Annotated in this window: 26 protein-coding genes; 18 read left to right on the plus strand and 8 right to left on the minus strand. The window is 69.1% G+C overall.

Annotated elements, in window-relative coordinates:
• Nucleotides 1-57 precede the first annotated feature (57 nt).
• On the minus strand, nt 58-1,662 hold the full coding sequence (locus H297_RS0115245) for an AbgT family transporter (protein ID WP_027737752.1): 1,605 nt from the start codon (nt 1,660-1,662) through the stop codon (nt 58-60).
• 301 nt (nt 1,663-1,963) lie between these two features.
• On the opposite strand from H297_RS0115245, the gene H297_RS36555 reads away from it, so the two are divergent.
• Nucleotides 1,964-2,611, plus strand: coding sequence for a GntR family transcriptional regulator (locus tag H297_RS36555; RefSeq protein ID WP_158693693.1), 648 nt, complete (start codon nt 1,964-1,966; stop codon nt 2,609-2,611).
• Between the two features lie 279 nt (nt 2,612-2,890).
• Entirely contained in the window at nt 2,891-3,565 is a 675-nt protein-coding gene (locus H297_RS0115255) for a hypothetical protein (protein WP_051351864.1), read from the plus strand.
• Between the two features lie 388 nt (nt 3,566-3,953).
• Here the strand turns inward: H297_RS0115255 and H297_RS0115260 are convergent, their stop codons facing one another.
• From H297_RS0115260 to H297_RS0115280, 5 genes are all read right to left on the minus strand, one after another.
• Nucleotides 3,954-5,345, minus strand: coding sequence for an MFS transporter (locus H297_RS0115260; RefSeq protein ID WP_027737754.1), 1,392 nt, complete (start codon nt 5,343-5,345; stop codon nt 3,954-3,956).
• 51 nt (nt 5,346-5,396) lie between these two features.
• The gene (locus H297_RS0115265; protein WP_027737755.1) at nt 5,397-6,320 is read right to left on the minus strand and encodes an amidohydrolase family protein; all 924 of its coding nucleotides are present in this window, start codon (nt 6,318-6,320) and stop codon (nt 5,397-5,399) included.
• Nucleotides 6,321-6,340: 20 nt separating this feature from the next.
• Nucleotides 6,341-7,024 (minus strand): 4-carboxy-4-hydroxy-2-oxoadipate aldolase/oxaloacetate decarboxylase, encoded by a 684-nt coding sequence (gene ligK, locus H297_RS0115270; protein ID WP_027737756.1) that lies wholly within the window; start codon nt 7,022-7,024, stop codon nt 6,341-6,343.
• 73 nt (nt 7,025-7,097) lie between these two features.
• A complete protein-coding gene (locus tag H297_RS0115275; RefSeq protein ID WP_027737757.1) occupies nt 7,098-8,123 on the minus strand; it encodes an amidohydrolase family protein in 1,026 nt (341 codons plus the stop codon).
• Nucleotides 8,120-9,310, minus strand: coding sequence for a 4-oxalomesaconate tautomerase (locus H297_RS0115280; protein ID WP_027737758.1), 1,191 nt, complete (start codon nt 9,308-9,310; stop codon nt 8,120-8,122). The genes H297_RS0115275 and H297_RS0115280 overlap by 4 nt, the downstream gene beginning before the upstream one ends.
• Before the next feature lie 191 nt (nt 9,311-9,501).
• Here H297_RS0115280 and H297_RS0115285 point away from each other — a divergent pair, with 191 nt between their 5' ends.
• Entirely contained in the window at nt 9,502-10,164 is a 663-nt protein-coding gene (locus tag H297_RS0115285) for a GntR family transcriptional regulator (RefSeq protein ID WP_027737759.1), read from the plus strand.
• Between the two features lie 533 nt (nt 10,165-10,697).
• Here H297_RS0115285 and H297_RS0115290 read toward each other — a convergent pair.
• Nucleotides 10,698-11,972, minus strand: coding sequence for a tyrosine-type recombinase/integrase (locus H297_RS0115290; RefSeq protein WP_027737760.1), 1,275 nt, complete (start codon nt 11,970-11,972; stop codon nt 10,698-10,700).
• Nucleotides 11,973-12,389: 417 nt separating this feature from the next.
• Here H297_RS0115290 and H297_RS41695 point away from each other — a divergent pair, with 417 nt between their 5' ends.
• From H297_RS41695 to cutA, 8 genes are all read left to right on the plus strand, one after another.
• A complete protein-coding gene (locus H297_RS41695; RefSeq protein WP_078514122.1) occupies nt 12,390-12,623 on the plus strand; it encodes a helix-turn-helix transcriptional regulator in 234 nt (77 codons plus the stop codon).
• A 206-nt stretch (nt 12,624-12,829) separates the two neighbouring features.
• A complete protein-coding gene (locus tag H297_RS0115295; RefSeq protein WP_027737761.1) occupies nt 12,830-13,771 on the plus strand; it encodes a hypothetical protein in 942 nt (313 codons plus the stop codon).
• A gap of 66 nt (nt 13,772-13,837) precedes the next feature.
• Nucleotides 13,838-14,752: a hypothetical protein gene (locus H297_RS0115300; protein ID WP_027737762.1), complete on the plus strand. Its 915-nt coding sequence runs from the start codon at nt 13,838-13,840 to the stop codon at nt 14,750-14,752.
• On the plus strand, nt 14,752-15,777 hold the full coding sequence (locus tag H297_RS0115305; RefSeq protein ID WP_203600519.1) for an ImmA/IrrE family metallo-endopeptidase: 1,026 nt from the start codon (nt 14,752-14,754) through the stop codon (nt 15,775-15,777). Before H297_RS0115300 ends, H297_RS0115305 begins: the two co-directional genes overlap by 1 nt.
• Before the next feature lie 151 nt (nt 15,778-15,928).
• Entirely contained in the window at nt 15,929-16,933 is a 1,005-nt protein-coding gene (locus H297_RS0115310) for a nucleotidyltransferase domain-containing protein (RefSeq protein WP_027737764.1), read from the plus strand.
• The gene (locus tag H297_RS42740; protein ID WP_106959633.1) at nt 16,918-17,463 is read left to right on the plus strand and encodes a hypothetical protein; all 546 of its coding nucleotides are present in this window, start codon (nt 16,918-16,920) and stop codon (nt 17,461-17,463) included. Before H297_RS0115310 ends, H297_RS42740 begins: the two co-directional genes overlap by 16 nt.
• Nucleotides 17,460-17,984, plus strand: a complete 525-nt coding sequence (locus H297_RS36565) for a hypothetical protein (RefSeq protein ID WP_051351865.1) — start codon at nt 17,460-17,462, stop codon at nt 17,982-17,984. Before H297_RS42740 ends, H297_RS36565 begins: the two co-directional genes overlap by 4 nt.
• A 222-nt stretch (nt 17,985-18,206) precedes the next feature.
• A complete protein-coding gene (gene cutA, locus H297_RS0115325; protein WP_027737765.1) occupies nt 18,207-18,533 on the plus strand; it encodes a divalent-cation tolerance protein CutA in 327 nt (108 codons plus the stop codon).
• Between the two features lie 49 nt (nt 18,534-18,582).
• Here the strand turns inward: cutA and H297_RS0115330 are convergent, their stop codons facing one another.
• A complete protein-coding gene (locus tag H297_RS0115330) occupies nt 18,583-19,830 on the minus strand; it encodes a helix-turn-helix domain-containing protein (protein WP_027737766.1) in 1,248 nt (415 codons plus the stop codon).
• Nucleotides 19,831-19,960: 130 nt separating this feature from the next.
• Here H297_RS0115330 and H297_RS41700 point away from each other — a divergent pair, with 130 nt between their 5' ends.
• From H297_RS41700 to H297_RS0115370, 7 genes are all read left to right on the plus strand, one after another.
• A complete protein-coding gene (locus tag H297_RS41700; RefSeq protein WP_203600517.1) occupies nt 19,961-20,479 on the plus strand; it encodes an ATP-binding protein in 519 nt (172 codons plus the stop codon).
• Nucleotides 20,480-20,613: 134 nt separating this feature from the next.
• Nucleotides 20,614-21,045: a hypothetical protein gene (locus H297_RS0115340; RefSeq protein ID WP_239081534.1), complete on the plus strand. Its 432-nt coding sequence runs from the start codon at nt 20,614-20,616 to the stop codon at nt 21,043-21,045.
• A 128-nt stretch (nt 21,046-21,173) separates the two neighbouring features.
• Nucleotides 21,174-21,428, plus strand: coding sequence for a hypothetical protein (locus tag H297_RS0115350; protein WP_027737768.1), 255 nt, complete (start codon nt 21,174-21,176; stop codon nt 21,426-21,428).
• A 94-nt stretch (nt 21,429-21,522) separates the two neighbouring features.
• Nucleotides 21,523-22,005 carry a DUF6082 family protein gene (locus H297_RS0115355; RefSeq protein ID WP_027737769.1) on the plus strand — a complete coding sequence of 161 codons (483 nt, stop codon included), beginning with the start codon at nt 21,523-21,525 and terminating at the stop codon, nt 22,003-22,005.
• Between the two features lie 31 nt (nt 22,006-22,036).
• The gene (locus H297_RS0115360; protein ID WP_239081533.1) at nt 22,037-22,729 is read left to right on the plus strand and encodes an HAD family hydrolase; all 693 of its coding nucleotides are present in this window, start codon (nt 22,037-22,039) and stop codon (nt 22,727-22,729) included.
• On the plus strand, nt 22,726-24,573 hold the full coding sequence (locus tag H297_RS0115365; protein WP_027737771.1) for a hypothetical protein: 1,848 nt from the start codon (nt 22,726-22,728) through the stop codon (nt 24,571-24,573). The genes H297_RS0115360 and H297_RS0115365 overlap by 4 nt, the downstream gene beginning before the upstream one ends.
• Complete coding sequence (locus tag H297_RS0115370) at nt 24,570-25,520, plus strand: thymidylate synthase (RefSeq protein ID WP_027737772.1); 951 nt, start codon at nt 24,570-24,572, stop codon at nt 25,518-25,520. The genes H297_RS0115365 and H297_RS0115370 overlap by 4 nt, the downstream gene beginning before the upstream one ends.
• Nucleotides 25,521-25,523 lie beyond the last annotated feature (3 nt).

Below are 25,523 nucleotides of genomic sequence, written 5' to 3' on the forward strand. Positions count from 1 at the left end.
TTCCGGTCGGGCGGGCGTCCGTTGCGGTACGGCGCCGCCGGGGCGGGCGGCGCCGGGTCATCTGACGGGCACCCCTGGTCCGAGCGGGATCCCCAGGGCGTACCAGAGTGCGAAGAAGGACAACCACGCGACGAGCACGGCGAAGGTGACGGGAACCGTGAACGACAGCATGGTTCCGATGCCCGCGCTCTTCCTGAACTGCTGGAGGAACCCCAGGGCCAGCACGAAGTACGCGTTCATGGGAGTGGTGTTGGTGACCGAGTCCCCGATCATGAAGGAGACCATCGCCGCCTGGGGCGAGAGCCCGATGTACATCGCCAGCGGGACCACCACCGGGGCGAGGACGGACCACATCGCCGAACCGCTGCTGATGACGATGTTGAGCCCGCTGATGGCCAGGGCGATCACCAGCAGGATGACGAGATGGGGCGCGTCCAGCGACTTGAGCAGCCGGGCGCCCTCGACAGTGACCACATTGCTGATGCCGGTCCAGGTGAAGTAGGCCAGGAACTGCGAGACCACGAAGAACAGCACGATGACCGGCACGAAGGACTTCAACCCGTCGGCCATCGCGGTGGGGACGGACGACAGCGAGGGGATCGTCCCCACCTGCCTGCCGTAGACGATCCCGAGCAGTGCGAACAGCAGCGAGATGAACACGGCGATGTTCACCACGACCACGGACTGCACGATGCTTCCGTGCTCGCCGCGGAACGGGGACCCTGGCAGCAGCAGCGCGGACACCGCCAGGACGTAGAGCACGAGCACCGTGCCGGCCAGCCTCATGGCGCGTTGCTCGACGGCGGTCAGCGTGAAGGTGGAGGGGGTCTCGCCGGCCGGCCCGCCGTGCTGTGGTGCCTCGCCCCGGGCGCTCTCGAAGACCCCGCCCAGGGTCACATCGTCCTCGGGAGCCGGCGCGAACTCCGGCCGTCGGGCCAGGACGCGATCGACCGTGAGAGCGATGACGGCAGCGAGGAACACCGAGGAGGCCGCGGTGAAGAAGTAGGTGGCCACCGGGGTGATGACGTAGTCCGGGTCGACGGTGTGCGCGGCCTCGGCCGCCAGCGACGATCTGACCGCGTCGGCCGGTGTCACCAGAGGGCTGGCGTTGAAGCCGATGGCTGTCGCCGCGTAGGCGACCATCAGGCCGAGCACCGGGCTGCGCCCCGCGGTCCGGAAGGCCAGCGCCCCCAGCGGGAGCATCACGATGTAGGCCGAGTCGCTCATCACGTGCGCGATCATGGAGCTGAACGCGAGGGAGAAGGTCAGCCACCGCACGGGCAGTCGGCCGATGGTGACACGGAGAAGCGCCGTGAGGAGGCCGCTTTTCTGGGTGACGCTGACGCCGAGAAGCACCACCACCACGACCGAGAGCGGTGCGAACCCGGAGAAGTTGTGCAGGGCCGACTCCGCGGCGAACTTCGCACCCTGGAGCGAGAGCAGGCTCTTCACCGCGACGGAGTCACCTGTCGACGGCAGGGTGACGGACACCCCGGCACCTGCCAGCACAGCACTGGCCACGCTCAGCAGTGCCACGAAGATCCAGAACAGCCAGAAGGGATGGGGGAGCCTGTTCCCCGCCCGCTCCAGGGCGCCGAGTGCCCGGAACAACCGGTTCATGGAGCCGTCCACACGCGGGCTGCTGCTGCGAAGTTGCGTCATTCGGGGGCCTTCATCGGTCGACGGCGGGCGGCTCGTAGGGCGATCGCTGCTGTTCCGGCTGACGTGCAACCGGCGCGGGCGTCCGGTGCCGCGAAGAGCGGGCCGGCACGCGCCCGGACCAGCCGGATGTCCGCGGGCGGAATGTGCCGTTGTCCAGGGCGAGTCGGCCGCGCGACCCGTGCGATCCCTGTGATATTTCACAGGGATGATACGCTGCGCCCGGCGGTTGTCAACAGGTCTTCGTGCAGGTGGACGCCGGAAGGCCAGGCCGCCACGCGGGTGCTTGACGAGGAGCTGTGCTGTGGGTTCGGGACCGTCGATGGCGGAGCAGGCGTACGCCTCTCTCAAGCGCGACATCATCCGGTGCCGGCTGCGCCCGGGCGACGTCATCATCGAGGCCTGGCTCGCGGAGCGGTACGGGATGAGCAAGACCCCGGTGCGCGAAGCCGTGAACGCGCTGCGCAGGGAAGGTCTGGTGGTGGTCGTTCCGCGGCGCGGCACCTTCGTGAAGCCGACGGACCTCGGCGACCTTCAGGACACCTACCGCCTGCGCCGGCTCCTGGAACCGGAGGCGGCTGTGCTGGCCTCCCAGCGGGCCGACGCGGAAGATCTCGACCGTCTCGACGCGCTCAGCGCGGCAACGGTCGCGGCGGACGCCGCACGCCCCGACCTGAACGAGGCGAACCGGCTGCTCCACGTCGGGATCGCAAAGGTCGCACGGGTGTCACTGATGATCCCGATGATCAACACGCTGCACGAAGAGATCGAACGCTTCCTCAATCTGCGGGGAGAGCTCGGACGCCCCCCGTACACCAGCGTCAACCACGGGCGGTTGGTCGACTCCATCAGAAGCGGGTCGGCGGAGGAGATCAAGCAGGTCGCCCTCGAAGGCATCGAGCGCTCCCGCCGGTACATGGTGGACACCCTGCTGTCCGGCGAGGAGAGCTGAGCAGCGCGAAGCGCACCCACCCACTTCCCGCGCCCACTGGGAAGGGGACGGCTGCAACTGCTGCTGCCTGCATGTCCCGGAGAGCCATGCGGCGCCGGGACCCAGGTGCGCCGCCCCGGCATACGCGCGACCACGCTGCCGTGCGCAGTGAGGGTGCCGCCGAGCAGCGCCGTCTCCGCCCGAAGGGGCCGGAGGGAACGAGGCGTTGCCGCACACCCGCGTGTGTACGCCGACACTTCTGGGGCCTTCCGGTGCATACCGCGTGCGACGATGGGGCGCATGGCCACGGAACCGACCGACGGCGGACACCAACGCCCGGTCGGCGCGCGGCAGATGAGCGGGTCGTGGCCGTCGTCCCCCGGGCCGGGGCAGACGCCCCTGGTGCTGCGCCCGACCGCGGGGCTGCGCTGGGCGGTCGTACTGGTGGCGGCCGTGCTCGGTCTCGTTGCCCTGTCTCCCGCGACATCTCTGGACGGGACGGCCGCGCTGCTGGTCACCGCGGCGGTCGCGGCGGTGGCGTGCCTGTTGCTGTGGAGGCGCGTGTCCCGGGTCCGCGTCGAGGTGACGTGGGACCGGATCGAGACCGTCGGCGTCCTGCGCCGTCGCTCCTACGCCAGAGCGGGAGCCGCGCAGGTGGTACGGGTGACGCTCGTTCCTGCCAAGGGCGGGCCGTTCCCGGCGCTGTTCGTGCTGAACGGCGACGGGAAGGTGCTGCTCCGCCTGAACGGCAGCACGTACGCCCCCGAGGACCTGGACCGGCTGACCGGCCACCTCGGGCTCCCCACGACCGGCCCCGAACGAGCAGTCACCGCCCGCCACTTGACCAGGACCTACCCGAAGATCGTGCCGCTCCCCGAGGCACGCCCCATCCTGACCGGCCTCGTGGTATCAGCGATGCTGTTGGTGGTCTTGGTGGTCGTGTTGACTCTTGTGGCAAGCTCTCTCGCGTCCTGACGCGGTGCCGTGGAGCGGACAGACAGGCGCACAACCTGGTCGGGCGACTGCATGTCCACGGCCACATGCCAGCTCGCCGGTATGGGCGTTGAGACCACAGCAGTTACTTGAACAAGCCTCTTCAAGATTTCCGGACCCGGCGACGTGAAGTCAAGGCACGTCCGCTCCGCTGGAGTCCGGCTTCGGGTAGGTGCGGCCCACCTGCCGGTCGGCCCGTCCTGTCCTGGACGGTTGCGCCCGTCCGCGGACCGGACGGCCGCCTCGCTCCAGGGTCTTCCGCCTGCTCGGTCGCGGACGAGGTTCTGTGCCTGCGGGCCCTTCTGGCCCTGGCCGATGACGAACGTGACGTGCTCGCCCTGTACGCGTGGCGGCTCTCGCCGTCCGGGTGTCAGGATGTGACGGTGGCCGATGATGAGGGTGTCACGGTGTCGGCCTCGCTCTCGGCCTCCAGCCTCCGGCGGCGCGTCGCGGGTCCGAAGACGGCCAGGACGAGGGCGCCGAGCGCCCAGGTGGCGGCGATGAACATGAAGACCGCTTCGTAGCCGATGCCGTTGTAGATGCCGGCGATCATCAGCGGGCCCACCGCGTTCGACAGGCGCCCCAGACCGTAGGCGATGCTGGTGCCGAGCGAACGGCCGCTGGTGTTGAACAGTTCGGGGGAGTACGCATACGCCAAGGCCGTGTAACCCCGCTCGAAGAGGTTGACCAGGAAGCCGAAGACGACGATGAGCACCGGCGTGAACGTCAGCCCGTACATCAGCCCGGAGGCGGCGATGACCACGCCGAACACCACCAGGCACCACTTGCGTTCGAAGCGGTCGGTGACCATCGCGGCGAGGAAGGAGCCGAGCGGCGCGCCGACCGTCGTGAGGGCGACGTAGAAGATCGAGTCCTCCACGCTGACCCCCTCGGCGGCGAGCAGCGTCGGAGCCCAGCTGGAGTAGCCGAAGAACCCGATGGTCTGGGTGATCCACAGGACCGACAGCAGGATCGTCGGATACAGGAACTTCTTGTCCTTGAGCATCCCCGGCCCTCGCTTGGCGGCCGGCCCCTGATGAGGCTGGGGCTCTCGCGGCTCGGGGAGGGCGCCGTGCTCGGCTGCCGCGCTCGCCTCGATGCGCGTCAGGACGGCCTCCGCCTCCTCGTGGCGGCCTCGGGACTCCAGCCACTGCGGGGACTCCTCCAGCTTGCGCACGAAGAACAGGAAGAGGACACCGAGCGTGCCCCAGAGGTAGACCAGGCGCCAGGACCAGTCGGACACCGGCACCACCGCGGAGGCGATGAGGTTGGTGGCGGGGGTGCCGCAGATGCCGATGACGATGGCGTACGCCTGGAACTTCCCGCGTTTGGCGCTGGGGAAGAGCTCGCTGATGTAGACGACGGCGACGACGGTCATGGCGGCCAGGCCGGCCGAGGTCAGCACGCGGAAGAGGCCGAGGGACCACATGTCCCAGGCGAAGACGCAGGCGAAGGACCACAGGGTGAACCACAGCGTGGTCCAGGTCAGGGTGCGCTTGCGCCCCAGCCGGTCCGCCAGTCCGCCGGCCACGACGGCGCCGATGAACATGCCGACGAAGGACGTGGAGGTCACATAGGCGATGTCGTCGACTCCGGCGCCCCACTGCTCACGCACCACCGGTGCGGTGATGGCGAAGGTGTTGATGTCCGCGAACTCGAAGAAGTAGGCGAACGCCACCGCGAGGAGAGCGGTCTTGTGGAACTTCGAGATCGGCAACCGGTCCCGCCGGTTCGCCGCGTTGGTGGTGCGGATGTGCTGCACTGCACGCTCCTGGAGTGGGGGCTCGGGCGTCGGCGCCGGGCCGAGCTGGCGTCAGCGGGCCTCTTCCGGCCAGTACAGACGCATGGGGTTGTCGACCAGCAGGGCCTGCCGCCGGTCAGGCGTGGTCGCCACCCGGGGAATGTGGTCGACGAGCAGACCGTCGTCGGGCATGTGGTCCTTGAGGTTCGGGTGGGGCCAGTCGGTGCCCCACAGGACCCGGTCGGTGAACGTGTCGACGACCTTCCGGGCGAACGGGACCACGTCCCGGTAGGCGTCGCGTTCCCCGTCCAGGGCGCGCGGACCCGTCGCGGTCAGCCGCTCGGGGCAGGAGACCTTCACCCAGACGTCGTTGGCCTCAACGAAGCGCAGGAAGCGGGCGAACTCGGGGCCTTCCACGCTCCTGGTGACGTCGGGGCGTCCCATGTGGTCGATGACGAGCGGCACCGGGAGGGAGGCGAAGAAGCTTTCCAGGCCGGGCAGGTCCGCCGCCTCGAAGTACAGGACGACGTGCCAGCCCAGCGGCGCGACACGGCGGACGACGGCCTCCAGTGCCTCGGTGGGCGCCGCGTCCACCAGGCGCCGCACGAAGTTGAAGCGCACACCGCGTACACCGGCCTCGTGCAGGCGCCGCAGCTCCTCGTCGCTGACGTCGGACCGCACGGTCGCCACCCCGCGGGCCAGGTCGCCGGCGGTGAGCAGGGCGTCCACCAGCGCGCTGTTGTCGGCCCCGTGGCAGGTGGCCTGGACGATGACATTGCGCGTGACACCGAGGTGGTCCCGCAGCGCGAACAGGTCGTGCTTGGAGGCGTCGACGGGGGTGTACTTGCGCTCCGGCGCGAAGGGGAACTCGGCGGCGGGGCCGAAGACGTGGCAGTGCGCGTCGACGGAGCCCGGCGGCAGGGTGAAGCGGGGCTCCGACGGGCCGCGGTACCAGTCGAGCCAGCCGGGGGTGACGGGGAAGGATCGCTCAGCCATCGGGGGTGCTCCTCCGGGCGTCAGTCGACGTAGGTCAGGCCGAGGTCGGCCAGGGGGCCGCGCATGGCATACATGTCCAGGCCCAGCTCGCCGTCGCGGAAGCGCTGCCGCTTGCCCTCCTCCGCCGCCTCGCGCCGCGCGGCGGCGTCGGCGACCTCGGCGGCCCCGGCAGCGGGGACGACCACCACGCCGTCGGTGTCGGCGACCACCACATCGCCGGGTTCGACCAGCGCGTTGGCGACGACGACGGGGACGTTCACCGAGCCCAGGGTGGCCTTGACGGTGCCCTTGGCGCTGACGGCGCGCGAGAAGACGGGGAAGTCCATCCGGCGCAGGTCGTCGACGTCGCGGCAGCCGCCGTCGATGACCAGGCCCCCGGCGCCGCGGGCGCGCAGCGAGGTGGCGAGGAGTTCCCCGAAGAAGCCGTCCTCGCTCTCGGTCGTGCAGGCCGCGACCACCACGTCGCCCTCCCGGACCTGTTCGGCGGCGACGTGCAGCATCCAGTTGTCGCCCGGCTGGAGCAGCACGGTGACCGCGGTGCCGCAGAGCCTCGCGCCCTCGTAGGCCGGGCGGATGTAGGGGCGCATGAGGCCGAGGCGGCCCATCGCCTCGTGCACGGTGGCGACGCCGAACGCCGACAGCGCTTCGACGGCCGCGCGGTCGGCACGTTCGATGTTCCGGTGGACGACTCCGAGGTGGTGCATGGTGCGGCTCCTTGTCTGGAGGCGGGGCGGGGCGGGCGGAATCGCCGTCGCCCCCGCCGGTGGGCTGGGGCTGTCAGCGGCCCTGGGCGGTCAGGCGGGCGTCCAGACGTGGGTAGACCCGGCGGGCGTTGCCCTCCAGGACCGCCGTCAGATCCGCCGGGGGCAGGCCCGCCCGCTCGACATAGCGGCGGGTGTCGTCGAAGTGGTGGCCGGTGCGCGGGTCCACGCCGCGGACGGCGCCGATCATCTCGGAGGCGAACAGGACGTTGCCGACCGGTAGCACTTCCAGCAGCAGGTCGATGCCGGGCTGGTGGTAGACACACGTGTCGAAGTAGACGTTGCGCAGGAGGGACTCCTCCGGTTCGGGTCTGCCGAGCGCCTGCGCCAGGCCCCGGAACCGGCCCCAGTGGTACGGCACCGCGCCGCCGCCGTGCGGGACGACCAGGCGCAGATCGGGGAAGTCCGCGAACAGGTCGCCGGTGAGCAGCTGCATGAAGGCGGTGGTGTCGGCGTTCAGGTAGTGCGCACCCGTGGTGTGGAAGGCCGGGTTGCAGCTGCTGGAGACGTGCACCATCGCGGGCACGTCCAGTTCGACGAGCTTCTCCCACACCGGGTACCAGGAGCGGTCGGTGAGCGGGGGAGCGGTCCAGTGGCCGCCGCTGGGGTCGGGGTTGAGGTTGACGGTGACAGCGCCCAACTCCCGTACGGCCCGCTCGATCTCCGGGACCGTGGTGGCCGGGTCCACCCCGGGCGACTGCGGCAGCATCGCTCCGGGGACGAAGCGCTCGGGATACAGCTCGCAGACACGGTGGCACAGGTCGTTGCAGATGCGGGACCATGCCGAGGAGGTCGCGAAGTCGCCGATGTGGTGCGCCATGAAGGAGGCGCGGGGGGAGAAGACGGTGACGTCGATGCCGCGCTCGTCCATCAGCCGCAGCTGGTTGGTCTCGACCGACTCGCGGATCTGGTCGTCGCTGATGACCGGACCGGCCGGGTCCGGGGCCCGCGCCGGGTCGGTGAGTGCGGCGGCCTGGGCCTCACGCCAGCGCCCGAGCGGAACGGGGGCGGTGGTGTAGTGACCGTGGATGTCGATGATCATGAGGACTTCTCCCGGAGGGCGGTGGGGGCGGGGTCCCAGACGGAACGGGGGACGAGCACGTCCCCGGCCATGAGGAGGCGGGCCGTGCGCAGCAGCGCGCACCGCGTGACCTTCCGGGGATCCTCGGGGTCACGGGCCAAGGTGATGTCGAAGGCACCGGACGGGTGCTCGACGGAGACGGTGGGTCGCGTACCCGACACGGCCGCGGCCAGTTCGTGGGCGACACTGCCGTCGCGTACGCAGGCGGTGGCGGCCGTGACGGCGGCCAGCACGCCGATGGACTGGTGGCAGACCCGGGGGATGAGGCTGCGGGTGGAGAGGGTGCCGCCGTGCCGGGGCGGCGCCACCAGCGTCATCTTCGGATAGTTCCGCTCCGACACGTCGCCCAGGCCCATGGCTTGGCCGCACACCAGGCGCAGCGCCTCCACCCGGGCCCGCAACTCCTCGTCGGCGTCGACCTCGGCCGGGGTCTCGTATCCGGTCGCCCCCAGGCGTTCGGCCGCGACGATCACCAGCGGCTGGCCGTTGTCGATCAGCGTGACGTCGACGGGGCCGGTCCCGGGCACCTCCACGGTGTCCCGCGCCCGCCCGGTGGGCAGGAGGGAACCGGCGACGGAACCTGCGGTGTCCACGAAGCCGATCTCGACCGGAGCGGCGGTGCCGGGGACACCGTCGATGCGGGTCGCGCCCTCGTAGGCGACGTGCCGGGCGCCCGTTCGGTCGGCCGGGGTGGCGACGGTGATCTCGGCGACCATGCCGGTGTTGCGGGTCAGGACGCGGACCGTGGTGCGGTCCTCCGTGGGGACGATCAGGCCGGTCTCGACGGCGAACGGCGCCACGGCGGCGAGCATGTTCCCGCAGTTGGACGAGGTGTCGACCTGCGTCCCGCCGGGCTGCACCTGGGCGAAGGTCCACTCCAGGTCGACGCCGGCCGCCGAGGCCGGACGCACCAGGCCGATCTTGCTGGTCAGCGGGTGGGCACCGCCGAGACCGTCGATCTGCCGCGCGTCCGGTGAACCCATCGCCGCCACCAGGACGGCGTCCCGGAGGCCCGGGTCGTCGGGCAGCAGCCGAGCGTCGAAGAACGGTCCCCGCGACGTCCCGCCCCGCATGAACAGGCACGGGACGGCGGTCTGGGAGCCGCGTCCGGTGACCTCCGGGGCGCCGGTGGCTGCTACGGCAGGCATGGCCGCTCCTTCCTGATCGGGGGTGTGCCGAGGAAGCTAAATCATCAACGAGATTGTTGACAAGATGTTTCGCGAGATTGCCGATCTGAGAGGATCCCGCATGAGGGGGGCGCCGGACCCGCCCACTAGGGTTCTCCCTGCGGGAAGGCGCCGACGGACGGCGACGGGCGACGACGGAAGAGGACGGCCGAGTGACCGACAAGCTCACGGGTGCCGCGGGCCGCCAGCATGTGGCGGACGCCATCAGGCACGCTCTGCGTTCCGGAGACCTGGTCCCCGGTCAGCGGCTCGTCGAGAACGACCTCGCCGAGTCCTACGGCGCGACCCGCGGGGCCGTCCGTGAAGCGCTCCAGGACCTCGCCGCCGAGGAGATCCTGGAAATCGTCCCCCGCCGGGGGGCCCGGGTGCGCATGGTCTCCGTCGAGGAGGCCATCCAGATCACCGAGTGCCGCTCGGCCCTTGAGCAGCTGTGCGCCCGGAAGGCGGCCGCCCTGGCCACCGGGGAGCAGCGCGCGGAACTCGACCGGATCGGCGCGGAGATGCGGCAGAGCGTCGCCGACGGCGCGTGGGACACCTACTCGGCCCTCAACCAGCGACTGCACGAACTGGTCATCGAAGCCAGCGGACAGGAGGTCGCCCGGCGCACCCTCGACCGGCTCAACGGACCGATGGTGCGCTTCCAGTTCCGGCTGGCCCTGCGCCCCGGACGCCCCGCCCGGTCCCTGCCGCAGCACCTGGCCATCATCGAGGCGGTGGTGGGCGGCGACGCCACGGCGGCGGCCCGGGCCGCCGCCGCGCATCTGGACGACGTGATCGAGCAACTGCGGTCCCCGGCCGCCTCCGCCCGCGTCTGACCGTCGGCGACTGGCCGCTGCCGCGGGAACAAGCAGGCGCCGCCGGCGGTCGGCGCCGAAGCCGTCGACCGGCTCACCCCCAGGGCGGCCGGGTGGGGGGCCTGACCCGCGTCCGGGCACACCGCGGGCTTCGAAGGAGCAGCCGGGACGCCTACGGAGCGCCCCTGCCATGGAGTCCACCCGGCCCGCGCCTGGCGAGCGGTCCCGCCTCGGCCGCACGGGTGCGTGCGTCCTCCTCCGAGGTACCGGACCGGCGCCCGATTCTCCGGCCTCCCCTGCCCGGCCTGCGGGCCACCCCTGCGAGCCCACCAGTTGAGACAGCCTTCAACCCACCGCGGGTTCACAGTCCCACAGGCGTCGCAGAGATGCCGCCGCACCCCTCCCAGGCCCGCTGAGCCGCAGGTCGGGCGGGGTGCGACGGCATCCTCGTATCAGATGTCCCGGAACTCATATACAAAGCTTCTGACCTGCGTAAATTACACCTCTTGGAGATCATCTTGCACGGTTGTTGCACAAGCCGAACGGAGCAAGAGTCACGCGGCCTTGGTGTAGGCGCTCCGGACCGCGATGCGGACCTTGGAACCGGCTCCCACGACCCGGTGCACGTATTTACGCAGGGTGAACGCGGGATCGGCGTGTCCGAGGCGGTCCGCGAGCGTGTACACGTCTACCCCGCCGTTGATCATCATTGATGCGTACAGGTGTCGGAGCGCGTGCATCATCACGTCGCGGGACTTCTCCCAGCGTCGTCCCTTCGCGTCGGGCTCAAGGGGCTTGATGAGGCCGGCCGACGCCAGGGCGGGCTTCCAGCGGTATGAGTTGAACCAATTCGACTGAATGGCGGTCTTCTCCCGGGTGTAGAAGATCAGCCGCACGGTGACCGGGTCGCCGCCTTTGCTGCCCCACGGTCGGGTCACCTCGACCGGCGGGTACTTCCCCATGTGCTCGCGCAGGGGGATGGCCACCTCGTCGGTCAGCTCAACCCACCGGTCCTTCGAGTCCTCGTCGTTTCCGCCCTTGGGCAGGGCGTATACGAGGAACGAGCCTTCGTGGACTACTTGCCGTTGCACGTGCACCATGGCGCCGTCCGGATGTGTCCAGTCGATATCTTCTGGTGACAGGCCGAATATCTCTCCTTGCCGAAGGCCCAGGCCGCGACCGCAGTCAACAAGTGCTTTGTAGCGGTCAGGAAGTTCGGCACGGATCTTCTCGGTGTCCTCCCACGTCAGGGTCAGCTCTGCCCGGCCGCCCCCTCCTCGCTTCGGCTTGGCGTCCTGCACTGATTTGGCGAGGCAAGGATTTTTGTGTATCAGGCTGTCGTCCACGGCCAGGTCAAAGACAGCCCGAAGATTGTCGAAGACCAGGCGCAGCGTGGAACTTTCGAGCAGCCTGCGGCGGTCGTGCAGCCAGTCCAGCAAAGACGAGGCGTTCACGTCCTTTACGCGCATCTTCCCGACTGCGGTAGGAACGACGTGCAGGAGAATTCGCTCCTTGTGGCGTCGGTAAGTTCGTGGATTCTTGTGTTCGTGCCCCTTGAGCCACGTGAGGGCGAGTTCACCGACCCTGACCTCACCGGCGCGAGGGTTGATGTACGAGCCGTCGTCCACTCCGGACCGCATCTTGGTCTCGTGCTTGCGGGCTTCGACCTCGGTGCGGAACAGCTCCGTCTGCTGGACATCTTCCCGGTTGCGCCATCGGGCCTGCCACCGCTTCCCCGTCCCGTGATCCCGCGTCGGAACTTTGCCGTGTTCCTTGCAGGTCGACTCCCCGTCTTTCGGGCGCGACTTGTGCCAGCGGTCGTACGGCATCAACTAACTCCTAGTTTCCAATGGGCCTTTGAGTCTATTCGTGGACTCTCCTGAATCAGGGCCATCGTCGACGGCGAGATCGGGTGCCCGTTCAACGAGCCCTAAGTGAATTGGATGTTGATCCAGGCGAGCCGAAGATGTCAAATGCATTCTTGGGGTCTTCGCGACAAACGGTGCAGAGCGGTAGAGAAGATTTCACCTAGGTGAATGCTCGCTGAGGGTTCGGCGAGCCCTCGCCGAACCCTCAGCGAGCATTCACCAATGTTTTTCGAGAGTTCGCAAGAGTTGCAGGCGTTTCGTCGAGAGGGCCTCTGTTTGGTCCGGCCGGAATTTAGTGCAAACGTTCCACGTGCCACCACGGCGGAATACCGCTCACGTGGTTCTTTCCTGCCCGCTTCGAATCGTTCTGGAGTGCCCATGCGTCGAACCAATGCCCATGCGGAAGAAGCCGCCAGTGGCGCGGGGGACCGTTGCCCCTTGGCGAGCGCGGAGGAGCTGGCCGATTTCCTGGGCGTACCTCTGAATACGGTCTACATATGGAATCACCGACACCAGGGTCCGCGAGCCCACAAGGTCGGCCGCTATTTGCGCTACCGCTGGTCGGAGGTAGAGGCATGGCTGGAAGCTCAAACGGTAAATCGAGCGACCTGATCGTCCCTCGGGCAGCGCTGAAAGTCCCTGGGATGGAGAGACAGGGGGATGGCCCGCGGGGAACCGCCATGCATCGCCGTTCGCGGCCGGGCGAGCATTCTCGTGCTGAGTCAACGGCGTGGCGGACCTCCGTCCGCACCTCGGGAGGTGTATAGGAAGAGGCCAGTGCGGACGGCGCAGTCCGCAGGGTGAGGCCGAGGTGGTCGATGGCGGGCGGGGCGCATGAGGAGCTGGCGCAGTACGGCCAGCTTGGTGATCTGGGTCTTGAGTTGCTCCGATGCGTCGGTCGTCAGGTGGCAAGATCCCAGGGATTCCCACCGCCCGAAGGTCATGCCGCGTGGACGGACGAGGCCGTCGACGAGCTCCTGTTCGAGATGATCAGCAGGAAGGGCGAGAACTTCCTCCTAACCTGCTTTCTGAAGACGGTCGACGACGCTTCCCTGGAGAGGATGTTCTTCACGTCGATCAGGAATTTCCTGATCGACGAAGCCAAACGTACCGAGCGGGGAAAGCTGCGGCGGCGCTTCGCTGCGCGCCTTGGCGCGGACAGCCGGTTTCGCGCGGTGGCTGGTACTTCGCCCCGATGGGCCCTGACCTCTCACCCACCCGGCGCCGTCTGGCAAGGCGATCTAGATGAACTGGTCAAAGCCGCCTGGGAAGTGCGTGGAGTATGGATCACTGCCTGGAACCACTCCGGGCCGACTCCCAGGGAAACCGTGCGCGCCCTGATGGCCGTACTCACCGGAGTGCTGGAGGCAGCAGGTGGAGCGGTCCGGGAGGAAGAACTGGCCAAGGTTCTTGAAGCCCGCTTCGAGCTGCTCTCTCCTGCCGAGTACACGACGCTGTACGCGGATGATGGCGAGCTCATCGACTCTGCCACCGGTCAGGAACACGGGACCGTTCCCGTGGAGGCCGAGACCGTAGCCGGGGAAATCTGGGCGGACATGTCCCCGCAGGAGCGGAAACTGCTGTCGTTCCTGGAGGACGATCCGGCGGAAGTCTCCGTCCTGCTTGGACTCGGGCGCCGACAGACGTCCGCGATCATGGATGCGCTGCGTCAGAAGCTCATGCTGGCTCTGACTGCTGCGGGTAGTGATCCCCGAGAGGTAGCCGCAGCGCTGCTGCGCCGCAGCAGTGAACCCCCCTGACGTTCGGCGAGTGACGTCGTTTGTCCATAGTGGGAACAGACCGCTGAGAGGAATGGGGGCCGCCCGATGAGCCAGGCATCGAGCAGCGCATATGAGCGGCTTCGCGCTGCAGCCGCCCAGCTGCATGTTCCCGATGCGGTCCGTACCGTGGCGGCGGCGGTGCCGGGTGATCCCCGACCGGGCCAGATCTGGCGCGCTGTGTGGGAAGGCGTTGTCGAGGTTGTGGCTATCACGGCGGTCGATGACACCACGGTGCACGCCTTGCCGGTCTCCCTGGAGACGCGCTTCAACGATCCCGACACGGTGCTGCTGCCCGCCGAGGCTTCCACCCTGGAGCAGCCGCTTGCCCTGTGGTGCGGTCTGGGCAGGCGTCTTCCGTGGTATGTCCTGGACCGGCAGGTCAGTGGGCTGTCCGTTCCTTTGGAAGCCGACGGCTCACCCGCCCCGGATGCCTCTGGGTACCGCTATGGCAGCCCCCTTCCCAGCCCCGCATCGCAGGCGGCCGAGTTCCGCTCCACCCTCGCCGACACCATGGACGTGCTGGCGACGGCGCGCTGGGCGCCTCGGGGCAGCGGCGGTCTGCCTGCCCTGCTGAAGCAGTGCGGCCTGGGCCCCACCGAACTGATCCATCGCTTGAGCATCAGGCCACCGCGCGCCCTCGCGCTGCTGCGCGCGCAGACACCTCTCACCCCGCCCGAAGCTCACCTCCTCGCACCGACCCTGGGCATGTCTGCGGACGTGATCCTGGCTGCCAATCCGCCGTTGCCTGACCGTTTGGTACACGAGCTGAGTCGCCCCGCCCGCCGCGAACAGATCCGTCGGCTCGCCCACCTCACCGGAACCGCTGAACAGGAAGCCCGCCGACAGGCACTCTTTGCCACGCTCACACTGGCAGCGCGTCAGGAGCGCCCTGCGGAAGCGGACTGGCCTGCTCGGGTAGACCGCTATTTCCACGTGCACCTAGGTTCGGAGAGCGAGTGATGGACTACCTGCGCCGCGCCGCGGCCCGTACCCAGGCCAAGGCCATGCTCACCGTCCTTCAGCGCGACCACCCCGGCGCTGCCCAGCGGCTGGGCGACGGCGCCCTTGACGAGCTGCGGCAGTGGCCCGGCCTTCAGGTCAGGGACGTACCCGACGATCGCTCTGGCGGCGGCTGCAGTGTCTCCGGTGCCTATTTCGCCGGTACTCCCGCCGTCCTCGCCGTCGCCACCTCTGCCAGCCTGGCCCGCCGCGAGTTCACCGGTCTCCATGAGCTGGGCCACCACCTGCAGCAGACCGTGGTGGAGCTGATGGACGTCCTGCTTGCCGAGCCCGACGGTGGCGCCGCTCTGGAGGATGCTGCCTGCGATGCCTTCGCCGCCGACATCCTCCTGCCCGACACACTCACCGATCGCCATATCACTGCCGTCGGCCCCACGGCGGACGCCGCAGTCGCACTGTGGCGGGTGAGCAATGCCTCCCGTATGGCGGCGTGCGTGAAAGCCAGCGAACGTCTCCCAGCTCCCGGTCACATCCTGCTCCTCGACCGCGACGGCATCCTCGCCTTCGGCGCCTCCCACGGCCTGCCCCCACTGCGGCGCGGCAGCGACCAGAGCCAGGTCCCGGTCCTGCGCACGGCCTTGTCGGGCCAGGGACACGCCGAGGGACGTGGCCGGCTTGCCTACCGTGACGGCGCCGTCGCCGGTGAGGAGCTGTACCTGCAGACCGCGGCCATGGACGGCTACGTCCTCGCCGTCGCCGTCACCGACCTCGCGCCGTGGAGGACCTTCGCGCCCTCCGTTCGATACAACGGCCCCGAGGCCGCCAGCTATACCTGCGCACACTGCGGGGAGGACTTCACCTCCTTCGCCCGCGCCTGCGCCCGCTGCGAGTCTGCCCCGTGCCCCGACTGCGACCGCTGCGGCTGCGACCGCAAGGTGTTCGAGCGCCAGTGCACGGCCTGCTTCGTCGTCCATCCGGCGGCCATGTTCGACGGCGCCAGCAGCCGCTGCCGCGACTGCGACTGAACTCTCGTCACACCCGTCGCACTACCGCCGAGTTACGTCGTCTGTCCCCTGTGAAGGCACCCACCCCGGGCGCCTCACCACGTACGGGACCCCGGAGCCGGCACCGGGCACCACGATCTACCCGGCCGGCAGAAACGAGCACGACAGCACGATGAACGACAGCACCAAGAACGCCTTCGATGCCTTCGACGAGGAACTCAACCTCGATGGCCGCGAGCGTAAAAGCGCCCAGAAGCGGCACAACGAGATCACCGAACACCTGGTGAACGCTGGCCTGGCCATCGCCACCTTCCTGCAGGGCAGCTTCGCCCGTAAGACGATGCTCAAGCCGCTCAAGGACGTCGACATGGTCATCCGGATGCATCCGCGCCTGGAGAAGGCCCTGCGTCAGCCCGGCGGCCCGGCCCACGCGATGAGCCTCATCCGCGAGGTCATCACCGAGAAGTACCCCGACGCCCTCTTCGACGTGGATGACGCCCCTGCCCACGCCCTCCAGGTCACCTTCGCCGAGCTGGACTTCACCTTCGACCTGGTCCCCGCGCTCGACGTTGAAGACAGCGAGATCGTCCACATCGCCGACAGGGAGAACGACACCTGGGAGTGGTCCAACACCCGTACGCTCAACCGGATCATCAGCACCCGCAACCAAGCCACCGGCGGACGGTTCGTCCACCAGGTCCGCATGCTGAAGTCGTTCAAGAAGGGCAACCCTGTCCTCGACGACACCTGCGGGCTGCTGTGGGAGGCCTTCGCCTACGCGGCCGTCACCGGCCCGCTTGAGCACTCCCAGGCCCTCGCCACCACCCTGGCTCAAGCTGCCCAGGCGGTCACCCACCCGGTGCTCGACCCGACCGGTGTTGACGACCTCACCGCCGAGTGGACGATCGACGAGCGCAACACGTACGCCACCACGCTGGCCGCCACCGCCCGACGGGCGGCCGAGGCGCGACGTCTGGAAGAGGACGGACAGCACGCTGCGGCCATCGAGATCTGGCACACCTTGATCGGAGACCCGTTCCCACAGTCCGAGTCCCAGAACGCTACCGACGCGCTGCGCGCACTGGCGGCCGGCAGCATCACCTCCACCGGACGCGCCGTCGTCTCCCCGCGCGGGCAGCAGCCCGCGCGACCGGCCCGGTCATGGCGTACCCGCTGAAGGCGGTGCTCGCCGACCCCGGCGCAGCCGCCGACCACCTGTTCCACGCCGATACCGTCTACGGCGTGGAGCAGGCGGCTGGCCGCATCGGTCCGGGCGGAGCCGCGCTCCTCGAACTCACCTTGCGCCCGCTGCCCGCCCTGGAACGCGAGAACTACCCCACCGAACGTGTCCGCCTCGTCATCCGACCCGACTACACCGTGCACGCCTTCCCGCTCGACTCGGCCGACCGTGCCTTCAAGCACCGCAACCCGCCGCCGCTAAGGGACTTGTGCCTGCAGTACCCCAGCGATGACGCGGCCCTGCGCTGGATCCCCGAGGACGGCCTGGAAGCGCTGATCACTCTCGTTCACCGACATCTGCTTTACGAAGAGGCTTGGCGCCGCTCCGGCACCTGGCCGGCCGAAGACGCACCACATGGCCAACCCGCCCACGGCACCCACCCGCTGCGTACCGCCGAGACACAACAGGAGGCTCGCCGATGGGCCCGGCACCCTTCACCGCACCAGAAACGGCATCCACATCTGTGATCACGATCCTCGCGCTCGTCCTGGGCTCCTCCGTCGTCGCGGGAGCCCTCGGACACATCCTCACCGGCCTGCGCGCTGGAGCGACCGTCCGCCGAGACCGCTACGCCGCCGCGGTGAAGGTTCTGGTCGCACGTATCGAGTACCCCTACCGGATACGCCGCCGCACCAGCGACGATCCCGAGGTCCTGAGCACGCTCGCAATCACCGGACACGACCTCCAGGAGACCCTCGCAGAGAGCCGCGCCTGGATCGCGACGGAGAGCACGGTACTCAGTGAGGTATTCGACAACTGCCTCACCAACCTCGACGCTGCCTTCAAGCAGGCCTGTCGCGATGCCTGGAACGCCACACCTGTCACCGCCGCCGCCGAGATGAACCTGGGCGGCTTCGGGGTGGGGAACCAACAGCACATCGTCACCACGATGGAGCGCGCCCTTGGCTACCGCTTCGGGCTCCGACGCCTGATCCCTGTGTTCGTACTTCGGCGCCTTTTCAGGCGACTCCAGCTACTCCGGGCCTGATGCGCGATCCGGTTCCCTACGGCTCGCTGGTTTCGCACGAGGGCTGATGAACGATGACTGGCTTGCGTTCCCGTACGCGATCGATCCCGACACATTGAACAACTGATCGTCCGAGCGGTCTGCTGGGCAACGAATCGCCAAGCCCTGCCGGTAACTACCTCCCGCCCGCCTTCGTCGGACTAGTGGATAGGGTCGCGGTACCCGAGCTGGAGAGGTAGCCGCATGGATCCCGAGATCGTGATCGCGCAGACGACGAGTGACGACGAGGAGCAGGCGAAGACCCTCGCCAGAGGCGCTGTTGAGAGCAAACTGGCGGCGGGCGTCCACATCGATGCGCCCATCACCGTCTTCTACTGGTGGCAGGGGAAGGTCGAGGCGGCGCAGGAGTGGCGGATCTCCTACATGACGTCGTCGGATCGCCTCCCCGCGCTAGAGGCATGGCTGCACGAGAGGCACCCGTACGACGTCCCCCAGTGGGTCACGCTGCCTGTGACCGGAGGGTCGGAGGCGTACCTGTCCTGGGTCGTCGACGAGACACGCCCGGGGTAAAGGCCCCCACTACAGCGCCTCACTCTCACCGAGCCTGCGCTTCGACGCTTCACAGCGTTGCGAACGTCAGCAGGTGGCTGGCCAGGTCATGCTCAGTGTCGGGGAGCCCGGCAGCGATGGCCTGAGCCCGCTGCCGGCCCATGGTGTTGGGCTTCGACTCCACCGCTGCGGCGAACTGGTGCGCTACGTAGGCCCCGCGATCTACGTCACCGCCGCGCAGAAGGGCGGACGCCAGGTCACCCAGGACGACCACACCGGACTCGGGTAGTTCACCGCCGAGGCGCTCGACTGCGGAGTCGGCCGTGGTGGTCAGCTCCTGACGCTTGAGTTCGCCGTAGACCGAGAGAGTTAACGAGTCCATGCGGTATGGCGTCACGAAGCGGACCCACGCCTGCTCGCTCGAATGGTCGGCGAAGTCATAAGCGAACTTGGCCTGGTCGAGAGCACGAAGGGCGCCAGCGTCATCGCCTGACTGGGCGGCTTCCTCCGCGTACCGGCCCAGAGCCCACGCTGCGGCGGTTGCGTTGCCACGTCCGCGTACGTCCTGAGCTGCCTGCGAAAGCATCTCCAGCGCCTTCGCTGGACTGGGGGCACCGTAGCTCGCGTAGCCCAGAGCGAGAGCGCGCAGCGGAGGGTGTCCAGCCCTTTTCGCGCACTCCGAGGTCACTCCGTAATAGGAAGTGGCCTTGTCCTGCTGGCCGAGGTCCCAGGCGACCCACCCAGCAAGAGCGGCAGTCTCCCCGGCCGCGATGGTCAGGGCTCGCTCGTGGGCTCCGGCGCGGGGAAGGGCTGCGGTGATCGCGTCCAAGTGCGCCTCGACGCGGGACTGCAGGCTGAGCGCACTCTCGTTCAGCTCGTCCACGTACAACGTGGCGGCATGATCAATAAGCACCGCCGCAGACTCAGGGTCGATCTTGGAACCCTTGCTGAGTGCGTAGGCCAGTCGGCCCCAGGGCTCGGCAGCCGCAGCCGCACCGACGACTGCGCCTCCCAGCAGCGTTCGGCGTTTCACGTCGTCCAGGTCCTCCGCCTCGGCCTTGTTCTTCTCTCGCCGCCTGGCGCGGGCGGCTTTCGCCTCGCGCAGCAGCGGCTCCAGCGGGACGCCACAGGCCAAAGCGATGTTCCCCAGGGTGTGGTCCGTTGGAACGTTCGTACCGTTCTCGTACCGGTTCACCTCCCGGCGGGTCACCGTTGCCCGGCCGGAGGCGGCGTTGATCGCACCAGCCTGCTCGTCCTGCGACCGATTCGCGTTACGCCGCAGGTGACGGAGCAACTCGGCAAATGGATCCACCGCCATGAGTCTGACCCCTATCCGTGGGAGAGAGCCAATACTCTCCTCAACTCCCCCCTGGTTTTCCCCCCTTGACAAAGTTTTCCCCCTCCGGTTTCCCCTGTCCCGGATCGCGCAGCCACGGTGCGATGTGCTCATGACCACGCACCGGACAGCAACGTCGCCCCGACCTCTGGGCGACGACGGTGGCGCCCACGCCGTCGTCGCCTCGACCGCTCGGTGTCCGCTGGCCTCTCACGTCTTCGAGATGGCCATGGAGCCGGTAGATGTGCACGTCGCTCAAGCGCGACGAACGACGGCCACCGTGTTGAAGCACTGGTCGTTGCCGGAGACGCCGGTAGAGGAGGCCCGGCTCGTCGTCTCGGAGTTGGTGTCCAACGCGATCATTCACGGTTCCGGGGACGTCCGACTGCGACTGCGACACGACGAGCACGAGCTTCGAATCCGAGTCACCGACGACAGCACGGCACCGGCGAGGCGACGACGTGCGAGTGCCGCCGGCCTCGGCGGTCGAGGGCTGCACCTCGTCGCCTACCTGTCGCTTCGGTGGGGCCTCGCGGACGGCGGCCGGACGACGTACGCGGTCATCCCCACTCTCACGGAGGCACCCCCATGTCGCCGCACAACGCAGTCAAGCACGGAGCCGACGTGTTGAGCCTCGTCGCCTTTGATCGGGGGCGAGAGAAGCACACGGGCGGTGGGACGCCGACCGCTGGCCGTGACCACCCGAGCTGGCCTCGCACCTCTGCCCAGGTGAAGGGCCAGTCCCGAGCTGGCCAACTCCGAGGCTTGCGCCAGCACTTCTACCGTCAGACCGTCGGCGCACAGGCCGATCACCCGCTGCGCGTGCTGGCGTACAGCCTGGTACCGAGTCCGAGGGCCCGACCTGACGAGGACTGGGGGACGCTACAGGCTGAGGCCGACCAGCTCGGTTACGCGATCGCCGCCCGGCTCCACGATGTGGCGGTCCCGGTGACCACTACGTACTTCCCGGCATCCAGTGCGAGCCAGGGCGTCTACACGCCGCCTTGGGATCGACCTGGTTGGCGGGAAGCCGAGCGGCAGCTCCGAGAGGGCTTGGCCGACGGCGTGCTCGTCCTCGACCGGCACAACATCAGCTCCGATGACGACGAGTACCACGCCGTGATCAAACACCTGGGTGAGCACTGCCGTGCGTTTCTCCACCTCGTGATCTCCGAGGAGCCCGTCGCGCCGACTTGAAGGCGTCCGCTGCGCTGGATGGACAGGAAGGGCTGGGGCTGGCGACAGATCAGCGCGCAGGTCGCCCTGATCGTCACCGTGAGCGTCGTGCTCGTCTTCACCTTCAAATACCTGACCGAGGGCTGACCATGACTTTCGAGGGACACATCGATCGTGCGCCGCGTCTCCTTCCGCACCGCGAGCAGGGCGAAGCGCTCCTCGCCATCAGGGAGGCCGCCCCTTCGGCATCCAGCGAAGAGGGGATCGACCTCTTCGCCGTGCCCGCTGGTGAGGTTCAGGAGCGTGGCTTCGACCTCTCGCGCCTTCACCGGCTCGCGCGCCTGCCGGCCGTGCCGGACGGATCGACCTCGCCTTCGGCTGACGGCCCGCCGGACGCGGCCTGACTCTCCTCAAGCGAGCACGACGGCGACCACCACTGCCCCGGATGCCGCCGCCGGTTGCCACACCGCCCCATCCATCCTCGAGTAAAGGTCGCAGATGAACCGTCCCGTTCTCGCTCTGGCCGCCACCATCGCCCTCGCGTCCGCGGTGCACGTCGCCCAGCGTCGCCAGCAGCACCGCCAGTCCCTGGAGTTGGCAGTGCACCAGGCCCACGGCCGCATGCTCGAAGTCGCGACCACACACCCGGACTTGGACTCGATCTGGGTGCGTAACCATCCCGATCACGTCAAGGACGACGAATCGGGTCCGCTCCTGATGTGCCAGTGGTGGCTTGAGTTCTGGCGCACGGGCCTCAATCTCAGGGTGTTCACCCCCGCCGTCCTGCGGCAGAACGCGCGGAACTTCATGCAGGACCCGACGGCCCTCAAGGCGTGGGCCTTGACCCGCCACGGGCGTGCTCTGCAGTCCCGGGGGCGATGGGACCGCTTGCACGTGGCGCTGCTCGACGCGGCGTTCGAGGAGGCCGGCGGTCCGTCCCAGTACCCCGAGTTGGAACTTGCCCCGGCTTCGGCCCTCTGAGGCACGACGACACCCTGACGAGAGGATGATCATGACCGTTCCCGCTTGCGGATCGCCACCCGCTCCGGCCGCGCCGAGCGCCCACGGGTCGCGCGCTCTTCTCCTCGACCTCGACGGGGTCCTGCTCGACACGCGTCCCGTGATGAGGAAGGCGTGGCAGAGGGTCCAGGAGATCCACGGCGTCACGCTCCCCTTCCGTGACTACGAGCGCCACCTGGGTCGCGAGTTCGGGGACATCATGGAGCGCCTGGGCGTGACCGATGCCGAGGCGGTCCGTAGGACGTACGAGGCGGAGTCCGTGTCCACCGCGCACCTCGCGGAGGAGTTCGCCGGCATCGTCGAGACGCTCCACGCCTTCGTGGCCGCCGACTGGCGGCTGGGCGTCGTGACGTCCAAGCACGTCGACCGGGCGGCCCCCCTCCTCGCGCGCCTCGGGTGTCCCTTCGCGACCATCCGCACGCCCGCCGGCGCGGGCCGGACGAAGCCGGCCCCGGACCCGCTCCTCCTGGCGCTGGTCGACCTGGGAGTCGACCCCGCCTCCGCCGTCTACGTGGGTGACATGGCGGTCGACCAGGAGTCGGCCGCACGCGCCGGCGTCCCTTATGTGCACGCTGGGTGGGGCTACGGGCAGCCGACGGCTCCCGCCCCGGAGACGGTCTCGTCCCCCAGGGAACTGCTGAGCCTCCTCCCCGCCAAGCAGCTCGTCGAGGGGAGCACGGTGTGAGCCCCCGCACCACTGGTGGCCTCGGCCTGGTCCGCTCCTCCAACGTCGGGAAGCCGACGTGGACTCTCGTCGGAACCGGCGTTCTGGCGCACGCGCGAACCGACCACATCCATACGACGGACCTTGATGCGACGGCCGTCGACAAGCAGTTACTGCGCTCCGGCGTCGAAGACGTCGTGGAGGCCGTCGACCGCTACAGCGCCAAGTGGGCCGCCACCCCGGGCGGAGCCGACTGGCTCCACGTCCAGCACGTCCCCGTGCGACGCTTCGTCGCCGAGATCGTGCGCAAGCTCCTGGCCCTGAACTCCTGGGAACCGTTCGCCTCCGCCCCGGGGCCCGTGACCCTGGCCCGGTACGAAGGGCTCGTGGGACTGCGTTCGAGCAGCTCGCGTGAGTACCTGGCCTACACCGTGACGTGGTCCGGCGTCGCGTACGTGCTCGGTGCTGCGGCACCGCACAACCCGACCCGCTCCGCCCAGCTCCGGAACCGCACCCGGACGGGTACGGCGAACACGGAGCCGAGTCCGCTCCCCTCGGATCTCGGACGGCGGGACGTTCTGGCGCTGTCGTGGACCTCCCGCCACGCTGCCACGCTGACCCCGGTTCTCGCCGAACTGGCGCGCGGCGGGCAGAGGAGCCTCCTGCTCGATCTCGCCACTGATGCCGCCGAGCGGTGCAGCGCGGGACCGGCAAGGGGTATCGAACTGCGCTCGGCCCCGAGCGACCTCTTCACCGTCTCCGGCACTGCCGAGGGCCTCCACCGTCCCGACGACGAGCACGTCGTCCAGGTGGGAGGCCACGGCATCCAACTTGCCCGGATCGTAAGGCTCTTGTCCGTACTCTTGGAGACGAGTGGGGGCTGCACCCAGCCGTCGTGGCGGACGGTGGTGCGGGCGGAGAGCTGGCTCGACGACATCCTGTCGACCACCAGACCGCACACCGTCCTGCTGAGCAACGACACCAGCCCCCTGGGCGTGCTGGCCGCGCATGCCGCCGAGCGGCACGGAGCGAACTCGGTGCACGTCCAGCACGGGGCGTGGACGGCGGAATCGGTCGCCTGGCCGGCCCTGCACAGCCGCGACATCATCGTCATGGGCGAGCGGGACCTCGCCCTGGGCCGAGGGTGGGCGCGCCACCCCGAGGCCGAGGTGCACGTACTCGGACAGCCCCGCTTCGACGTCCTCGCCGGTCTGAGCCGCCAGGCACAGCGGCGGTACCTGGAGAAGCTGCTCGCTTCGGGGGGCCGACGTGGGCCGACCCGGATCGCGGTGTGGGCATGCCAGCCCTTCAACCCCGGTCACCTCAAGTGCCACGCGGACCTCCTCCTGAACGGGCTTGCCGAGGCGGGCGGCGACTGGGGGCTCGTCATCGCTCCACACCCGGCACAGGGCGCCGACGCCTTCACCGCTCTGGTGAAGCGGGACGGCGGGCCGCCTGTCGCGGTGGCCGATCCCAGGGTCGGAGCCCGAGGCTGCCTCGCTGGTGCTGATGCAGTGGCGAGCGCGTACTCGACGTGCGGGATCGAAGCCGCGCTGCTGGGCATCCCGATCCTCGAAATCGGCCCGCCGGGCGAACGCACCCTGGGCCTGGCCGGTCACGGACTCGCGACCCGGTGCGAGGCCGCCGGGGACATCGCCGAAGCGCTCTCCGGCGTGCGCGGGGGCCCCGCGTCGATCCCGCGGGCATCCCTGGACGCGGTCTGCCGGTGGCGCGGAGACAGTGCCGCTCGGATTGCCCGGCTCATCACCGACCGCGCCACCTCCGGCCCGAGGGCCGACGACTCCACCCACCACCACCCGGGCGCCGCTGCGTCGCCCAAGGACGAAGGAGCATCCGTCCGATGACATCCCTCACGGCCGACAGCATCGCCGAGCTGTTCTCCGGCGCCGTCACGCTGGCCAAGTCCGGCGAGAAGATCAGCCCCCGGGGCATGGCCACCCACGAAGTCCGCGACGTGCACCTGCTGCTCACCCAGCCGCGCGCCCGCCTGCTCTACGCCCCGCCCGCCCGCATCGTGAACCCGGCCTTCGCCGTCGCCGAGACGGTCTGGCACCTCTCCGGATCCGACGCGCCGTGGATCTTCGACTACAACAACCGGCTGCGGCAGTTCGCCGACGAAGGCGTCCTCCTGGGGGCGTACGGCCCCAGGATGCGGAACTGGGCCGGCAAGGTCGACCAGCTCTCCCGCGTCGTCGAAATCCTCCAGGCCGACCCCGACTCCCGGCGAGCCCTGATCCAGCTCTACGACCCGGCCCAGGACGCCGCAGGGCACAAGGACGTGCCCTGCACCCTCGGATTCCGGTTCCACCTGCGCGCCGGCCGCCTGCACATGGCGACCACGATGCGCGGCCAGGACGTATGGATCGGCATGCCGTACGACGTGTTCTTCTACACCGTGCTGCACGAGCTGGTCGCCGGATGGCTCGACGCGGAACTCGGCGAGTTCCACCTGCACATCGGCTCGCTGCACATCTACGACGAGCACATCGAGCAGGCCGACGCGCTCACCTCGCTTCCGGCGAGCGAGATCATGCCCGACCTGCGAACACCCTGGAACGGCTTCGACGGCCTGCTCGACCAGGTCGAGGCCCGTGATGTGACCGGTCACCCCGGCTGGGACGCGATGGCCGAGACTCTGCGCAGCTACCGGCTGTGGAAGGACGGCAAGCGCGAGCAGGCGTGGCGGGCGGCCGACACGATCGACGGGCCCCTCGGCCAGGCCCTCACCGCCTGGTACGGAGAGCTGGAGCGGCGCTCGACCAATCGCGCCGCCACGGCCGGGGCAAGGTGACCG

This window comes from Streptomyces sp. CNT360 (assembly GCF_000424785.1).

Excerpts from the sequence above, each read along its gene's own strand:
- H297_RS0115245 (WP_027737752.1), bottom strand. The coding sequence starts at position 1,662 with ATGACGCAACTTCGCAGCAGCAGCCCGCGTGTGGACGGCTCCATGAAC.
- H297_RS0115255 (WP_051351864.1), top strand. The coding sequence starts at position 2,891 with ATGGCCACGGAACCGACCGACGGCGGACACCAACGCCCGGTCGGCGCG.
- H297_RS0115265 (WP_027737755.1), bottom strand. The coding sequence starts at position 6,320 with ATGGCTGAGCGATCCTTCCCCGTCACCCCCGGCTGGCTCGACTGGTAC.
- ligK (WP_027737756.1), bottom strand. The coding sequence starts at position 7,024 with ATGCACCACCTCGGAGTCGTCCACCGGAACATCGAACGTGCCGACCGC.
- H297_RS0115275 (WP_027737757.1), bottom strand. The coding sequence starts at position 8,123 with ATGATCATCGACATCCACGGTCACTACACCACCGCCCCCGTTCCGCTC.
- H297_RS0115280 (WP_027737758.1), bottom strand. The coding sequence starts at position 9,310 with ATGCCTGCCGTAGCAGCCACCGGCGCCCCGGAGGTCACCGGACGCGGC.
- H297_RS0115290 (WP_027737760.1), bottom strand. The coding sequence starts at position 11,972 with ATGCCGTACGACCGCTGGCACAAGTCGCGCCCGAAAGACGGGGAGTCG.
- H297_RS41695 (WP_078514122.1), top strand. The coding sequence starts at position 12,390 with ATGCGTCGAACCAATGCCCATGCGGAAGAAGCCGCCAGTGGCGCGGGG.
- H297_RS0115295 (WP_027737761.1), top strand. The coding sequence starts at position 12,830 with ATGGCGGGCGGGGCGCATGAGGAGCTGGCGCAGTACGGCCAGCTTGGT.
- H297_RS0115300 (WP_027737762.1), top strand. The coding sequence starts at position 13,838 with ATGAGCCAGGCATCGAGCAGCGCATATGAGCGGCTTCGCGCTGCAGCC.
- H297_RS0115305 (WP_203600519.1), top strand. The coding sequence starts at position 14,752 with ATGGACTACCTGCGCCGCGCCGCGGCCCGTACCCAGGCCAAGGCCATG.
- H297_RS0115310 (WP_027737764.1), top strand. The coding sequence starts at position 15,929 with ATGAACGACAGCACCAAGAACGCCTTCGATGCCTTCGACGAGGAACTC.
- H297_RS42740 (WP_106959633.1), top strand. The coding sequence starts at position 16,918 with ATGGCGTACCCGCTGAAGGCGGTGCTCGCCGACCCCGGCGCAGCCGCC.
- cutA (WP_027737765.1), top strand. The coding sequence starts at position 18,207 with ATGGATCCCGAGATCGTGATCGCGCAGACGACGAGTGACGACGAGGAG.
- H297_RS0115330 (WP_027737766.1), bottom strand. The coding sequence starts at position 19,830 with ATGGCGGTGGATCCATTTGCCGAGTTGCTCCGTCACCTGCGGCGTAAC.
- H297_RS41700 (WP_203600517.1), top strand. The coding sequence starts at position 19,961 with ATGACCACGCACCGGACAGCAACGTCGCCCCGACCTCTGGGCGACGAC.
- H297_RS0115350 (WP_027737768.1), top strand. The coding sequence starts at position 21,174 with ATGACTTTCGAGGGACACATCGATCGTGCGCCGCGTCTCCTTCCGCAC.
- H297_RS0115355 (WP_027737769.1), top strand. The coding sequence starts at position 21,523 with ATGAACCGTCCCGTTCTCGCTCTGGCCGCCACCATCGCCCTCGCGTCC.
- H297_RS0115360 (WP_239081533.1), top strand. The coding sequence starts at position 22,037 with ATGACCGTTCCCGCTTGCGGATCGCCACCCGCTCCGGCCGCGCCGAGC.
- H297_RS0115370 (WP_027737772.1), top strand. The coding sequence starts at position 24,570 with ATGACATCCCTCACGGCCGACAGCATCGCCGAGCTGTTCTCCGGCGCC.